Source organism: Haloprofundus halobius (genome assembly GCF_020097835.1).
Taxonomy (GTDB): domain Archaea; phylum Halobacteriota; class Halobacteria; order Halobacteriales; family Haloferacaceae; genus Haloprofundus; species Haloprofundus halobius.
Genome location: NZ_CP083666.1, coordinates 2,778,893 through 2,794,250, shown reverse-complemented (window position 1 = coordinate 2,794,250; position 15,358 = coordinate 2,778,893). Strand labels below are relative to the sequence as shown.

Annotated in this window: 13 protein-coding genes; 7 read left to right on the top strand and 6 right to left on the bottom strand. The window is 66.2% G+C overall.

Annotated features, from left to right (window positions below; all coding sequences use genetic code 11):
* Positions 1–41: 41 nt before the first annotated feature.
* On the bottom strand, positions 42–1,943 hold the full coding sequence (locus LAQ74_RS14835) for a bifunctional metallophosphatase/5'-nucleotidase (protein WP_224333301.1): 1,902 nt from the start codon (positions 1,941–1,943) through the stop codon (positions 42–44).
* Between the two features lie 221 nt (positions 1,944–2,164).
* On the opposite strand from LAQ74_RS14835, the gene LAQ74_RS14830 reads away from it, so the two are divergent.
* The 7 genes from LAQ74_RS14830 (at position 2,165) to LAQ74_RS14800 (ending at position 10,444) form a co-directional block, all read left to right on the top strand.
* Entirely contained in the window at positions 2,165–2,584 is a 420-nt protein-coding gene (locus LAQ74_RS14830) for a PPC domain-containing DNA-binding protein (RefSeq protein ID WP_224333300.1), read from the top strand.
* 1 nt (position 2,585) lies between these two features.
* Positions 2,586–6,134: a DNA polymerase II large subunit gene (locus tag LAQ74_RS14825; protein ID WP_224333299.1), complete on the top strand. Its 3,549-nt coding sequence runs from the start codon at positions 2,586–2,588 to the stop codon at positions 6,132–6,134.
* Between the two features lie 148 nt (positions 6,135–6,282).
* Entirely contained in the window at positions 6,283–6,690 is a 408-nt protein-coding gene (locus LAQ74_RS14820; RefSeq protein WP_224333298.1) for a hypothetical protein, read from the top strand.
* Positions 6,690–8,147 (top strand): amidase, encoded by a 1,458-nt coding sequence (locus LAQ74_RS14815; protein WP_224333297.1) that lies wholly within the window; start codon positions 6,690–6,692, stop codon positions 8,145–8,147. The genes LAQ74_RS14820 and LAQ74_RS14815 overlap by 1 nt, the downstream gene beginning before the upstream one ends.
* Before the next feature lie 75 nt (positions 8,148–8,222).
* Entirely contained in the window at positions 8,223–9,065 is an 843-nt protein-coding gene (locus LAQ74_RS14810; RefSeq protein ID WP_224333296.1) for an NAD-dependent epimerase/dehydratase family protein, read from the top strand.
* Between the two features lie 83 nt (positions 9,066–9,148).
* Positions 9,149–9,478 carry a DUF7130 family rubredoxin-like protein gene (locus LAQ74_RS14805; RefSeq protein WP_224333295.1) on the top strand — a complete coding sequence of 110 codons (330 nt, stop codon included), beginning with the start codon at positions 9,149–9,151 and terminating at the stop codon, positions 9,476–9,478.
* A 69-nt stretch (positions 9,479–9,547) separates the two neighbouring features.
* A complete protein-coding gene (locus LAQ74_RS14800; RefSeq protein ID WP_224333294.1) occupies positions 9,548–10,444 on the top strand; it encodes a ketopantoate reductase family protein in 897 nt (298 codons plus the stop codon).
* 10 nt (positions 10,445–10,454) lie between these two features.
* Here the strand turns inward: LAQ74_RS14800 and LAQ74_RS14795 are convergent, their stop codons facing one another.
* The 5 genes from LAQ74_RS14795 to LAQ74_RS14775 all read right to left on the bottom strand — a co-directional run bounded on the left by LAQ74_RS14795 (position 10,455) and on the right by LAQ74_RS14775 (position 15,289).
* On the bottom strand, positions 10,455–12,002 hold the full coding sequence (locus LAQ74_RS14795; protein ID WP_224333293.1) for a sulfatase: 1,548 nt from the start codon (positions 12,000–12,002) through the stop codon (positions 10,455–10,457).
* Between the two features lie 84 nt (positions 12,003–12,086).
* Complete coding sequence (locus LAQ74_RS14790; RefSeq protein ID WP_224333292.1) at positions 12,087–12,455, bottom strand: NifU family protein; 369 nt, start codon at positions 12,453–12,455, stop codon at positions 12,087–12,089.
* Between the two features lie 63 nt (positions 12,456–12,518).
* Positions 12,519–12,839, bottom strand: coding sequence for a DUF5783 family protein (locus tag LAQ74_RS14785; protein WP_224333291.1), 321 nt, complete (start codon positions 12,837–12,839; stop codon positions 12,519–12,521).
* 121 nt (positions 12,840–12,960) lie between these two features.
* Positions 12,961–13,389 carry a DUF7539 family protein gene (locus tag LAQ74_RS14780; RefSeq protein ID WP_224333290.1) on the bottom strand — a complete coding sequence of 143 codons (429 nt, stop codon included), beginning with the start codon at positions 13,387–13,389 and terminating at the stop codon, positions 12,961–12,963.
* Between the two features lie 91 nt (positions 13,390–13,480).
* Positions 13,481–15,289, bottom strand: a complete 1,809-nt coding sequence (locus tag LAQ74_RS14775) for an SLC13 family permease (RefSeq protein WP_425498493.1) — start codon at positions 15,287–15,289, stop codon at positions 13,481–13,483.
* Positions 15,290–15,358: the final 69 nt, after the last annotated feature.

Here is a 15,358-nt window from a genome sequence, read left to right as displayed (position 1 = left end):
CCTCCCCTCGCGGAACGATGCCCCGACGCCTCGCCGAGTGCTTATCGCGCCGGCGTCAGCCGTCGCTGGCTCCGGCCGCGTTCGCTGCTGCGACCGCGCTCGGTCACCGACGCGGTGACGTCGGCGTTCGCCCGCGAGGAGTCGAAGTAGACGCGCTCGTACTCGTCGGAGTCGTAGTCGACGTAGAGGTCGAGAGCTACCGCTCCATCGTCGTCGACCGCCTCCGCGACGGCCGCGTCGTCGAAGCGGACGACCAGTCTCTCGCCGGCGTCGACGACGGTTTCGGGTTCGACCGCCTCGCCCGTCTTCGTCCACAGGTCGGCGCTGTCGCCGACCTCGTCGAAGTCGTCGGGTTTGTCGAGGCGAACGACGGTTCGGCCGCGACCGTCGACCCGAATCTCGGGTTCGTTTCCGAACGTCGAGTCGACGCGCTGCATCCGTCCCTCGACGGTCGGTGCGACGGTGCCGCGCTCCTCCAGATACTCGATGGTCGTCGTGGCGAGCAGTTCGCCCGTGTCGTCGAGCACCGGCTTGTCCGAAAGCGGGAAGCCGCTGCCGCCGCCCGCCATGTAGGAGTTGACCGCGACGGCGTACGTCTCGTCGGCGTCGACGGGTTCGCCGCCGACGTAGACGTCGCGGACGAGCTCGCTCCCCTCGTGACCGACCCACTCGAAGCGGACGCCGCTGACCTGCTGGCTGACCTCCGCGCCGTACTGCTGACCCGTCTCGCTCTCCAGCGTCACGACTTGGCTGGCGAGCGTCTCGACGAGGTCCTCGCCCGTGAGTTCGAGCGTCGTGAGCGTGTTGTCGAACGGGAGCACGTTGAACACGTCGCCGCCGGTGAGTTCGCCCGGCCCGTACGAGGCGTCCGAGCGGATGCCCCCGGCGTTCGTGATGGCGACGTCGGCGCCGGCTTTCTCCCGCATCGCGTCGGTGACGAGGTTCCCTATCGCCGTCTCCTCGTGGTAGTTCAGGTTCGCACTCGCGTCGAGTTCGGTCTCGGTGGTGGCGATGACCTCGTCGAGGTTGACCTCCGCGCGGTACTCGTTGATTATCTCCGAAACCCGCTCGTTCTTCTCGACCGCCGCGGTTTCGAGCAGTTCGCCCTCGGCGGCGGTGACCGCGCCGTCTTCGACCGTGAGGTGAATCTCGCTCAGGTAGTTCGCGTTCGCCTCGGCCTCGCTGACGACCGTTCCGGAGACGACGCTCGGTTCGTACGCCTGTTCGTCGTGGCCCGCGAGCACGACGTCGACGTCGGTCGACTCGGCGAGTTCCTCGGCGGCCCTGACGCCGATGTGGTCGAGCACGACGACGACGTCGACGTCCTCCTCCTCGCGGAGTCGGTTCTCGTACTCGTCGACCGTCTCGACCGGATCGAGGACGGTCAGTCCCGCCGCACCGAGGTCGTCGCTAACCGAGCCGTCGAGTCCCTGATAGATGGTGCCGAGAACGCCGACGCGGACGCCGCCGCGCTCGACGACGACGTATCGCTCAGCGCCCGCTATCGGCTCTTCGCTGTCCTCGTAGACGAGATTCGTCGCGACCCACGGGAACGAGGAGGCCTCGGCGGCCTCGGTGAACCCGTCGACGCCGTAGTCGAACTCGTGGTTGCCGACGGTGTCGGCGTCCGGGTCGATTACGGCGAGCACCTCGACGGGGGCGCGCCACTCCGACACCGGCGTCAGCGCGTGCGGACCGATCTGGTCGCCCGCACCGAGGACGACGACCGGCCCGTCGGCCGCCGCGCGTCGCTGCTCGACGAGCGTCGCCAGTCGCGGCAGCGTCGTGTCCTCGGCGGCCGCGTTCTGGACGTCGTTGTACGAGAGGATCGTCAGCGTCTCGGTCTCCGCGGTGGCGACGCCCGTCGACAGCGCCGTACCGCCCAGCAGCGCGCCCGTCGTCTTCAGGAACGCACGTCGCTCGAACCGGGGTTTTGATGACATGTGACGGCCGGAAAATTGTGAAGGAAGGTGAAAAAACATACTGTTACCCGCTCGTAAATATGGCGCCCTCTCCCGGGTGCTCCGTTCGATTCGGTAGTCGCTCGCAGTCCGCTCTCTTCCTCTCCCCGTTCTCGTCTCTCGTTCGCGTCGGTTCTCGTTCGCCCGGGTCGTCCGCCTCGTGAACACTGAACTTTTTGATGGTCCCCTGCAACGAGTGGTCCATGAACTACCGGGAGGTCAACGCGAGTCGGGAGTTTCTGGCGCGACTCGAAACCGGTGCGGACTGGCGCGAGGAGATCGAGGAGTTCGCCGAGCGCGAGGGAATCGACTCGGCGTGGTTCAACGCGATGGGCGCGGTGCAGGACGCCGACGTCTGGTTCTACGACCAGGAGGAGAAAGAGTACCGCTCCGTCCAGTTCGACGAACCGCTGGAGGTCGCCGCCTGCGTCGGCAACGTCGCGCTGCTCGACGGCGAACCGTTCGCGCACACCCACGCCGTCCTCTCGCGACCCAGCGGACAGGCGCTGGCGGGCCACCTCAACGCCGCGACGGTGTTCGCCGGCGAGGTGTACCTCCGCGCGTTCGACGAATCGCTCGAACGCGACCACGACGACGTGACCGACCTGGACCTGTGGCTCTAACGTGAGACCGGACGACGAGCGCTACTTCGCGCGCATCGAGAACCGACTCGACGAGGCTTTCGAGGTCGCCGAGGCCGCCCGCGACCAGGGCAGAGACCCCGGGACCGAGGTGGAGATTCCGGTCGCCAAGGACATGGCCGACCGCGTCGAGAACATCCTCGAAATCGAGGGCGTCGCCGAGCGCGTCCGCGAGCTGGAGGGACAGATGTCCCGCGAGGAAGCCGCCCTCGCGCTCGCGGAGGACTTCGCGGAGGGCCGCGTCGGCGACTACGACACCCGAGAAGGAACGGTCGAAGGCGCGGTCCGGACCGCCGTCGCCCTCCTCACCGAGGGCGTCGTCGCCGCCCCGATCGAGGGCATCGACCGCGTCGAAATCCTCTCGAACGACGACGGCACCGAGTTCGTCAACGTCTACTACGCCGGCCCGATTCGCTCCGCGGGCGGGACGGCGCAGGCGCTCTCCGTGCTCGTCGCCGACTACACGCGGACGCTCATCGGCCTCGACGAGTACAAAGCCCGCGACGACGAGGTCGAACGCTACGTCGAGGAGGTCGACCTCTACGACAAGGAGACGGGACTGCAGTACTCGCCGAAGGACAAGGAGACGCGCTTCATCGCGCGCAACATGCCCATCATGCTCGACGGCGAGGCGACCGGCGACGAGGAGGTGTCGGGCTACCGGGACCTCGACCGCGTCGACACCAACTCCGCCCGCGGCGGGATGTGTCTCGTCATGGCCGAAGGGATCGCGCTGAAAGCGCCGAAGATTCAGCGCTACACCCGCCAACTCGACGAAGTCGACTGGCCGTGGCTGCAGGACCTCATCGACGGCACCATCGGCAAAGACGACGGGAAGACGGAGAACGAGGAGGCCGCCGAACGCGAGGACGCGGCCGACGCAGACGAGGAAGCCGCCGAAGAGGAGAGCGACACCGGAGACGTCGATCCTACCCCCCCCGACGGCCCGCCGCGCGTCGAACCCGCGACCAAGTTCCTGCGCGACCTCATTGCGGGCCGTCCCGTGTTCGGCCACCCGTCCGAAGAGGGTGGGTTCCGGCTCAGATACGGCCGTGCGCGCAACCACGGCTTCGCGACGGCGGGCGTCCACCCGGCGACGATGCACATCGTCGACGACTTCGTCGCGACAGGGACCCAAATCAAGACCGAACGTCCCGGCAAAGCCGGCGGCGTCGTCCCCGTCGACTCCATCGAAGGGCCGACGGTCCGCCTCGCGAACGGCGACGTTCGGCGCATCGACGACCCCGAGGAGGCGCTCGAACTCAGAAACGGTGTCGAGAAGATTCTCGACCTCGGCGAGTACCTCGTCAACTACGGCGAGTTCGTCGAGAACAACCACCCGCTCGCGCCCGCTTCCTACACGCCCGAGTGGTGGGTGCAGGATCTCGACCACGCCGGCGCTGACGTCCAGGCGCTTCGCGACTCGCCGCGCGTCGACCTCGAATCGCCGACCGCCGAGCAGGCGCTGGAGTGGGCGACCGAGTACGACGCGCCGCTACACCCGAAGTTCACCTACCTCTGGCACGACATCTCTGTCGACGAGTTCGAAGCCCTCGCCGACGCCGTTTCCGCGGGCGAACTCACCGACGGAGTGCTCGCTATCGAGCGCACCGAGACCACGAGGCGAGCGCTCGAACACCTGCTCGTCGAACACTCCCAGACCGAGGACGCCCTCCGCATCCCCGAGTGGCGACTGCTCGCGCGGACGCTCGGCGTCGACGACGGTCTCCGGAAGACGTGGGACGCAATCGACCTCTCGGCCGAAGCCGGAGAGTGGAACGGCGGCGACAACGCGGTGAAAGCCGCCAACGAGGTTGCGCCCTTCGCGATACAGGAGCGTGCGCCGACCCGAATCGGCAACCGGATGGGTCGGCCCGAGAAGTCCGAGAGCCGCGACCTCTCGCCCGCCGTTCACACCCTGTTCCCAATCGGCGAGGCCGGCGGGAGCCAGCGCGACGTGGGCGAGGCGGCCCGAAAGATGGACGACCGCGGTCGCCGCGGCGTCGTCGGCGTGCGCGTCGGCCGCCGCGAGTGCGCCGCCTGCGGCGAGCACACGTACAAACCGGACTGCCCGTCCTGCGGCGGCCACACCGAACCGTATTACGAGTGCACCGACTGCGAAATCGAGGTCGAACCCGACGAGGCGGGTCGCGTCGAGTGCCCGCGCTGCGAACGCGAGGTCGAGAGCCCCGACTGGCACGACGTCGATATCGGCCGAGAACTCTCCGACGCCTTGGACGCCGTCGGCGAGCGCAAGGCCTCGTACAAGATTCTGAAAGGCGTCAAAGGACTCACCTCGGCGCACAAGACGCCCGAAGCCATGGAGAAGGGCGTTCTGCGCGCGAAACACGGCGTCACCGCGTTCAAAGACGGGACGGTCCGCTACGACATGACCGACCTGCCCGTCACCGCCGTCAGACCCGAGGAACTCGACGTGACGGCCGAGCACTTCCGCGAACTCGGCTACGACCGCGACATCGACGGCGAACCGCTGCGCCACGACGACCAACTGCTCGAACTCAGAGTCCAGGACATCGTCCTCTCGGACGGCGCGGCCGAACACATGCTGAAGACCGCGAACTTCGTCGACGACCTACTGGAGAGCTACTACGGACTCCCGGCGTTCTACGAGGTCAACGAGCGCGACGACCTCATCGGCGAACTCGTGTTCGGGATGGCCCCGCACACGTCAGCGGCGGTCGTCGGGCGGGTTGTAGGATTCACTAGCGCTGCTGTCGGCTACGCACATCCTTACTTTCATGCAGCTAAACGGAGAAATTGCGACGGCGACGAGGACTGCGTCATGCTGCTCATGGACGGCCTCCTCAACTTCTCGAAGGAGTTCCTCCCAGACAAACGCGGTGGGCAGATGGACGCGCCGCTCGTGATGTCGTCGCGCATCGACCCCTCCGAGATCGACGACGAGGCGCACAACATGGACATCGTGCGGCAGTACCCGCGGGAGTTCTACGAGGCGACCCGCGAGATGGCCGACCCCGGCGATGTCGAAGACATCATCACCATCGCCGAGGACAACCTCGGGACCGACCTCGAGTACTCGGAGTTCTACCACACCCACGACACCTCGAACATCCATCTCGGCCCGGCGCTCTCCGCCTACAAGACGCTCGGGTCGATGACAGAGAAGATGGACGCCCAACTCCATCTGGCCCGAAAGCTCCGCGCCGTCGACGAGACTGACGTCGCAGAGCGTGTCATCGAGTACCACTTCCTGCCGGACCTCATCGGGAATCTTCGAGCCTTTTCGCGCCAGAAGACGCGCTGTCTCGACTGCGGCGAGAAGTATCGGCGGATGCCCCTGACGGGCGACTGTCGCGAGTGCGGCGGGCGCGTCAACCTCACGGTCCACCAGGGCTCCGTGAACAAGTACATGGACACCGCCATCGAAGTGGCCGAGGAGTTCGGCTGTCGCGACTACACGAAACAGCGCCTCGAAGTGCTCAAGAAGAGCTTAGAGAGCGTGTTTGAGAACGACAAGAACAAACAGAGCGGTATCGCGGATTTCATGTAACGACGCGGGACGTCACGCCTTTTTCCGCTCCGAGCCGGTTTCTCCCAGTCGTTTCGAACCAGATATCCAGCAAACTACGTTTCAAATTTATATTTCTCGGTTCCAGGAAAATCTAATACGCTCCTCCTTGCGCTAGAGACTTGCACGCATGACACGGTTTCACGACCCGACGTACACGCACCGAGAGACGAACTCCCGAAAAGCACCCACTGGACTGCGGCGGCGAACCGTGTTGGGAGCACTCGCGGCCGCGGGTTTCGTCGGTTCCGCCGAATCAGTCGCTGCCGCGAAGGACGACGATGCTGATGGCGGTGACGCTTGCGACGCCGACGACGCCGACAACGCCGCCCAAGAGGGGGACGTTCCGGTCGGAACCGACGCCCTCCTCGCCTATATCGAAGCGAACTACGGCGACCAGTTGAGCGACGACCAACTCGACGCCGTTCGCGAGCGCATAGCGGGGATTCTCGCCTCCGGCGAGGCCGTCGGCGAGTTCGACCTCGCGTACACCACCGACCCGGCGTACACGTTCGAGCCGTACCGGGGTGAGGACTGATGGTCGACGACGAGGTCCTCTTCTCGACCGTCGAGGAACTCGGCGAGGGACTCCGAAACGGCGAGTTCACGTCGCGCGAGTTGACAGAGGCGTACATCGAACGACTGCGGACCGTCGGCGACGACCTGAACGCCGTCGTCACCGTCACCGAGGAGCGCGCGCTCGAAGCGGCCGACCGAGCCGACGAGGAACTGGCCGATGGCGGGGGCGAGGACCGTCCGCTGCTCGGCATTCCGTACGGCGCAAAAGACCTGCTGGCGGCGGAGGGGTATCCGACAACGTGGGGCGCCGCACCGCTCCGCGACCAACGGTTCGACTACGACGCGACTGTCGTCGAGCGCCTCGAAACGGCCGGTGCGGTTCTCGTCGCCAAACTGGCGATGATCGAACTCGCCGGTGGGTTCGTCTACGATTCGGCGGACGCCTCCTTCACCGGGCCGACGGCCAATCCGTGGAACACCGACGCGTGGGCCGGCGGCTCCTCCAGCGGTCCCGGGGCGACCGTTGCAGCCGGTCTCGTCGGCTTCGCCGTCGGCAGCGAGACGTTCGGCTCCATCACCACCCCGGCGGCGTTCAGCGGTATCTCTGGCTTTCGTCCGACCTACGGTCGGGTGAGTCGATACGGCGCGATGGCGCTGTCGTACACGATGGACAAACTCGGCCCGCTCTGTCGCTCCGCACGGGGCTGTGACCTCGTCTACCGCGCCATCGCCGGGTGCGACGAACGCGACCCGAGTACGACCGAACGCTCGCCCACGAAACCGCCCGCCCGGCTACGGGGCAAAATCAGAATCGCCGTGCTGTCGAGCGCGGGCGAGAACGAACAGCCAGCCGTCCGCGAGAACTACCGGCAGTCGGTCGAGACGTTCGCCGAGTTCGCCGACGTCGAGGAGATTTCGCTGCCGGACATCCCGTACGCATCCGTCGCGGGCACCGTCATCGACGCCGAGTCGGCGTCGGCGTTCGCGGAGTTCGTCGCCCGCGGCGACGCGCTCGAACTCACGAACGAAGCCTCCCGAATCGGCGGCTACGCCCAGCAGGCCGTCCTCGCGGAGGACTACATCACTGCGAACCGCGTTCGGACCATCGCCCAGCGCGAGTTGGACGAGACGCTCGAACCCTACGACGCCGTCGTCGTCCCGACGCGGGCGACGGTCGCCAGTCCGCTCGGGTCGCCGTTCGTCGATTACTTCGCGGAGTTCAGCAGCACCTCGATGGGCGCGGCGTCGAACGTCGCGGGCCTGCCCGGCGTCGCCGTCCCGAACGGGTTCGGCGAACGAAACCTCCCGACGAGTATCGAGATCGTCGGGCGCGCGTACGACGATCAGGTGGTCCTGGCGCTCGCCGAGGAGTACCAGTCGCGGACCGACCACGTCGACTACACCGACCTGGTCGGCGAGTTCGATACCGGGTCGATGGCTCGCCTCGGTCCCAAACCCGGCGTCACCGGCGACTGAATCCTGTACCTGCTCGGCTTTTTCCTCCCGACGCCCTGCCCGAGAGACTATGGCGTGGTGAGTCCCTGATAGCGTATGGACGTGCTCATCACCGGCGGCCACGGCGTCGTCGGGACGGCGATCACCGACCACCTCGGCGACGACGGATCGTACGAGTTCACGCTGCTCGACGTCGAAGCCGGAGACGACGAGGGCCCCCACGAGAGCGTCGTCGCCGACGTGCGCGACTACGACGCTATTCGTCCGCACTTCGAGGGACAGGACGCCGTCGTTCACCTGGCCCTCGTTCCGGGGACGGGCGGACATGACTCGCGCGAACTCGGCTGGTCCGATCCGGTCGCTGACAACCTCGAAGCGCTCCACAACGTCTACGGGGCGGCCGTCGACGCCGACCTCGACAGCATCGTCTTCGCCTCCTCGAACCACGCCGTCGGCATGGTCGAAGTGCGGAACGCACCCGAGGTGTACCACGACCGCGGAGTGAGAGCCGACCACACCGAACCACACCGTCCAGACTCGCGCTACGGGTTGACGAAGAGCTACGGCGAGGACCTCGGTCGCCTCGCCGCAGAGGCTCACGGCATCCGATTCTACGCGCTCCGAATCGGCTCCGTCCGCGCGCCCGAGTACGACCACCCCTACGGCGACGCCGAGCGCGGCGTCGACGACGGCCGGTGGGAACGCGGCAGCGACGCCTACGAGGAGCAGGTCGCCCGACTCAAGGGGCTGTGGCAGTCCCGGCGCGACCTCGCGCAGTTGGTCGACTGCTGTCTCCGCGACGACACCGTCGAGTGGGACCACTTCTACGGTGTGAGCGGCAATGACCGACGCTGGCTCGACGACCTGGACCACGCCCGTGAGACGGTCGGCTACGAGCCACGAGACGACGGCGAGGAGTGGGACGCGCCGCCGGAGTGAGGACGAGACGACGCGCCGTGGAGCGAACGGGCCTCACGGTATCGTCACAGAATTTTATCCCCGTCGCCGCCGAACGTTCGAATATGGTTGGAGATGGTGGCGAGACCCCCGACGACGTATCCGAATCGGACCTCGAACGACTCGACCTGGGCGAACCCGTCTACGACGAGGACGGTAACGAACTCGGGACGATTCGCGGCTTCGACGAGGGCGGCTTCTACGTGACGATGCGCGAGGGAGTGGAGGCGTTGAGCGTCGAACACGCCCGCGTCGGCCAGGAGTTCGGCGAGGGCTACCTCATGTGGCGCTGCACCGAGTGCGGCGAGATGGGCGCAATCGACGACGGTCTCCCGGACCAGTGTCCGAACTGCGGGTCGCCGAAAGAGGACCTCTACTACTGGACGGAGGACTGAGTTCGCCGTCGACCCGCGGCCGACTCGCGGACTGAACGCCTTTTTATCGCCCGCTCCGAGAGGGGCGGTATGCACGTTGTCGTCTTCGGCGCGGGGAGTCTCGGTAGTCTCGTCGGTGGGTTGCTCGCCCGTGTCCACGACGTGACACTCGTCGCCCGCGACCCGCACGCGAGTCGCGTTCGCGAGTCGGGACTCCAAATCACCGGCGCCATCGAGGCCCACATCACACCCGAGGCGACGACAGACGGCACGAACCTCTCGGCGGACCTCGCGCTCGTGACGGTGAAGGCGTTCGACACCGACGATGCGGCGAGAGCGCTCGCCACCGGTGATTTTCACGCTGTGCTCTCGCTACAGAACGGCCTCACCGAGGAGATACTCGCCGACGGACTTGACGCGTCCGTGTTGGCGGGCACCGCCACGTACGGCGCACGACTGCTCGAACCCGGTCATGTCGAGTGCACGGGCGTCGGACAGGTCACCCTCGGCTCGCTCGACGGCGGCCCCGACCCGGTCGCCGAGCGAGTCGGACGAGCGTTCCGCGCTGCCAGTCTCGATACGCTCGTCGCCACGGATATGCCGCGGCGTCGGTGGACGAAACTCGCCGTCAACGCCGGTATCAACGCGGTGACGGCGCTCGCACGGGTCGAAAACGGAGCGCTCGTCGACGGCGATGCCGCGGAGCTGGCGCACGACGCAGCACGCGAGACGGCCCGCGTCGCCCGCGCGGAAGGTGTCTCGCTCCCGAATCGACGCGCCCGAACCGCGCTCTCGCGGGTCGTCGACGCGACGGCAGAGAACCGGTCGTCGATGCTCCAGGACGTCGACGCCGGGCGACGGACCGAGGTCGACGCCATCTCGGGAGAAGTCGTCGCTCGCGCCGAACGGCACCGACTCGACGTGCCGACGAACCGGACGCTCGCGGCGCTGTTGCGGGCGTGGGAAGCGGGACGAGGGTTGCGCTAATCTCCGGACTTCACTCCATGTAGCCGAGGTCCCGAAGCCGTTCTTGGGTCGTGTCGTCCATGTCGTCGAGCGCGTCGTCGGTGACCGCCACGTCGTCAGCGCCGGTCCACGCGCCCCCGGCGGCCTCCTCGAAGCGGGCGAGCGCCTGCTCGGTGGCTTCTATCTTCTCGTCGCCCTTTCCGGCGAGGTTCGTCAGCTCCCCGGGGTCCTCGTCCAGACGATACGCCTCGTTGGGGATGCGGTCGATGCGGACGTACTTCGCGTCCGGTCTGCGGGCGGCGCGCATCCGTGAGTAGAAGCGCGAGTCCTCCGGGAGCGTGATTCCGGCGGCTTTCGCCTTCTCCTCTAACTGTTTGAGTTCGACGATCGGTCTCGAATACTCGACGAACGCGTACTCGCCGTCGGGCGACCCCCTCTGTCCGGGGTCCGGCGAGTCGGCGTCCGCGAACTCGCGGTAGGACGCGGAGAGCAGCGACCGAGTTCGGTCGCGGGCGACCACGTCTTCACCGGGCGACGCGGGCGTGCCACCTTCGACGTCGAGCGCGTCCAAGACGGTATGGTAGAGGTCGACCAACTCGACCTGGTCCTCGCGGCGTCCGGTGCCGAGTTCCGGATGCTTGACCATCAGCGGGACGTTGATGAGCGGGTCGTAGAGGCAGAACTCGTGGCCGTAGATGTCGTGCTCGCCGTGGAGTTCGCCGTGGTCCGCGCAGACGACGACCATCGTGTCGTCCCAGCGGTCGGTCTCCTTCAGCCAGTCGAACAGGCGGGTCAGTTGGTCGTCGATGTGGGCGATTTCGGCGTCGTACAGCCCGCGGATGTCCTCCCACTCGCTGTCGGTGATGTCGCGCGCGCCGGAGTTGTACTCCTTGGAGTTCTGGCAGACCTCTGTCGAGTCGACGCCGGGGGCGAACTTCTCTTTGTACTCTTTCGGCGGGTGGTACGGCAGGTGGGCGTCCATCAGGTTGATGAAGGCGAACGATCGGTCGCTCTCCTCGATGAACTCCATCGTCTGGTCGATGACGGCGGGCGTCTTCGAGTCCGCGCCCTCGCCGTCGGCGAGATACTCGTGGGCGGTGTTGCCCAAACTCACTAGCTTGTCGGCGACGGTACGGAGCCGTTCGTTGTCGTTGAGCGTCTTCCACGCCTTCGCCAGCGGACCCGAGAGGAGGTCACCGGGCATCACCTCGAAGAAGTTGTTCTGGTCGTCGAATCCATCGGTGAGGTGGGTGTACGGCGTGATCCACGCGTTCGAGGAGTAGCAGGCCGTGTCGTAGCCCGCTGCGGACACCGTTTCGGCGAGCGTCGTCACGCCGTCGAGATACGGCGTCTCCTGATCGGCACCGTGCCGACTCGGGTACATCCCGGTGAACATCGACGCGTGGACGGGGAGCGTCCACGGCGCGGGGGCGACGGCTTGGTCGAACACCGTCGACTCCTCGGCGAACGCTTCGAGGCCGGGTGTCGTGGGTCGCTCGTAGCCATACGGCGTCAGGTGGTCCTTCCGAACCGTGTCCATCACCACGAACAACACGTTCGCGGGAGACTCGTCGCTCATACCTCCCTCTCCGTCCGTGAAGAGAATAAAACACGGGTATGTTTCCGCGCGCTAAGCCGACGCTACCGCGACCCGAAATCGGAGTTAGAAGGGGGCCTGCGGGCCTTCGTCGCTGCCGCCGTCGTCGTCGCTGGTCGTCTCGCCGGGGAACGACGGGCTCATGCCGCCGTCGCCGCCCATCCCGTCGCCACCCATACCGGTGTCGGCGTTGACCTTGTTGATCTCGGGGATCTCTTTGACCATCCGGCTCTTGATGGCCTGGATGGTCATCGGCGAGATACCGCACCCCGAGCAGGCACCGCCGAGGGCGATGCTCACCTCGCCGCTCTCGCGGTCGAGGTGCTGGATGGCGGCGCTGCCGCCGTGCATCTGGATCTGCGGGAAGTTGCGGCGCAGGAAGTTGGTAACGCGCTCTTTGAGGTCGTCGTCGGCGTCCTGTGGCTCCGTGCTCATGTCCGCGGTTTGGCGGTGTGGCGTCTTATGCCTTTGGTTCGATTCGGCCGCCGGCTGGTGAAATCAGCGCCGTTCGACGCCGAACACCCGGTGATGCTCCGCCTCCAACTCCTCGACGTACCGCTCCAACGTCGCGTTCAGTTTCTCATCGTCGACGACGACGCTCGTCAACCGGTCGTGGGGGTTCTCCGGCAACTGGATGCGGAACCGTCCGTCCTCGAAAAACGGCTCGGACTCGTTGAGAATCTCCTGGTCGATGCCGTGGATGAGCGTCGAGTCGTACTCCTCGTTCATCGTCTCGAACGCGCTCTTGTACGCGCGTTGGAGCTGCGGGAAGTAGTGCACGTACTTGTCCTCGAACTTCTCGGGGTCGAAGTCGGTCATACGCGGCAGTCGGCGGGCGGACTGCAAAAGTCGGACGGTCCGAGTTCGAGCACTCGGACGTTGGCGGCCGGAAGCCGGTCTGCTCTCTCTTCCTCTCGAACAGACGCCGTCCGAGACGGCGTTATCTCCCCTTTCGCTCGACGTACGCGTCGAGTTCTCGCTCGACGAGTTCCGCGACGCGTTCGCTGTACGTCCAGAGCGCCGCGTTGAGTCGCTCCTCCGTCTCGTCGTCGAGACCCTCTCGCCCCCGGAGGACGGAGTCGTCGGTTATCTGCGGGTGGTAGACACAGACGACGCCGATCGAGGCGTCGGAACTCCCGGTACCTGCCGTGTGGACGCCGTACTGGTCGGTTCCCCAGAGACCGTCGCCGCCTGCCCGCTCCATCGCCGAATCGAGCGTATCGAGCAACTGTCGCTCCTCGGCGGTGAGAAGCGGGTCGTCGCCCTCGAACAGTTCGGCGTACGCCTCTCTACGGGCGCTGTTCGTCCACTGCTCCAACTGGGAGCGCACCTCCATTACGAGTTGACGCTCGTCCGGAAACTCGGCCATACTATAGAGAGGTCGCCCACGCCAATTAACGTTGATACGAGCCCGTTCGGGAACACGCGGTATCGTCACGCAGTCGACTCGGACGCTCTACTCACACGCCGACGCCCCAGAAGAACGCGATTCCGAGGACAGTCACGACCGATAGCAGGAGCTGCAGTGGCGCGCCGACACGGATGAAATCCGAGAAGGTGTAGCCGCCGGGTCCGTAGACGAACAGGTTCGTCTGGTAGCCGACGGGCGTCATGAACGCGGTCGAGGCCGCGAACGTCACGGCGAGCACGAACGCGAACGCGTTCGCACCGATGGACTTCGCGGCGCTGACCGCCACGGGAATCATCAGCACGACGCTCGCGTTGTTGCTGATGACGCTCGTCAGCAGTCCGGTCGCGAGGTAGAACACCCAGAGGACACCGATTGCGGGCAGAAACCTCGCCGTCGAGGCGACGGCGCTCCCGAGCACACCGGCGGCCCCGGTCTGCTGGAGGGCGATTCCGAGCGGGATGACGCCCGCGAGCAGGAAGATGACGTTCCACTCGACGGACGAGTAGAGTTCGTTCGGTTTGAGTACGCCGGTGAACACCATCGCCACGACCCCCGCTAACGCGGAGACGACGATCGGGAAGACGTTCAGTGCGGGCAGCGCGACGACGCCCGCGATGATGAGGACGGCGAACGGTATCTTCTCGCTCCGGTAGGTCACCTCCTCGAACTCGTGGGCGACGATGAAATCCTCGTTCTGGACGAGCCGAGCGAGGCTGTCGGGCGGTGCCTGAACGAGAAGCGTGTCCCCGACGCGGACCTTGATATCCTCGAACCGGTCGCGGACCACGTCGCCGCGGGTCCGGAAGGCGAGCACGTTCGCGTCGTAGCGCTGCCGGAACGCCGAACTCGACAGCGTCTCGCCGACGAGAAACGACCCCGACGGGATGACCACTTCGACGAGGACGGGCTCCTCGTCGTCCGGATGAAGCTCGCCTTCGGTTCGAGGGCGCCCGGCGAGTGAGAGTCCTTCCGCGTCCATGATGCGTTCGAGGGTCTCCCGGTTCGTCCTGAGACGGAGCGTGTCGCTCTCGTGAATCTCCTTCCGAGCGAGCGGTTCGGAGAACCGTTCCCCGTTCCGAATCAGTTGGAGCACGTCGATGTCGAGTTCGTCGTCGCCGAGCGCCTTCTCGACAGTCTGGCCGAGCAGCGAGGAGTTCGCCGGGACGACGACGTCCGCGAGATACTCCTGGAGGGCGTACTCCTCGACGAGGTCATCGTCGACCGGCACGCGCTCGGGGAGCAACCGGACGCCGATCGTCATCAGGTAGACGGCTCCGACCGCGAAGACGACGACGCCGAGTTTGGTGAACTCGAACATCCCGAACGCGTGCAACCCGAGTTCGGGCGACTCCGCGCCGATCTGGGCCGCGATGTCGCTGGCGAGGATGTTCGTCGACGTGCCGATGAGCGTCAGCGTCCCGCCGAGCATCGAGGCGAACGACAGTGGCATGAGAAGCTTCGACGGCGACGTTTTCCCCTCGTGTGCGAGGTCGGCGATGACGGGGACCAAGATGGCGACCACCGGCGTGTTGTTAACGACTCCCGACACCGGTCCGGTGACGCCGATGGTCGCGGCGAGTTGCTTGCGTTGGTCGTCGCCCGCGAACGCTGTCATCTTCCGACCGAACAGTTGGACGATGCCGGTTCGATTGATGCCGGTGCTCAGGATGAGCATCGCTAACACGGTGATGGTGGCGGGGTTGGCGAAGCCGGAGATTCCCTCTCGAGGGGTTATCTGCGTCCACGGTTCGAGTACCATCAACAGGACCATCAGCAGAATCGCGGTGACGTCGATGGGGAATCGCTCGGTGGCAAACAGCACGAACGCGAGGAGGATGAGCGCGAAAACAACGAGCATATCGACCGTTACCGGAGACGAAGCCACTCCCTGGACTAACGGGGTGGCTGAGGAGAAGGACATATCGAA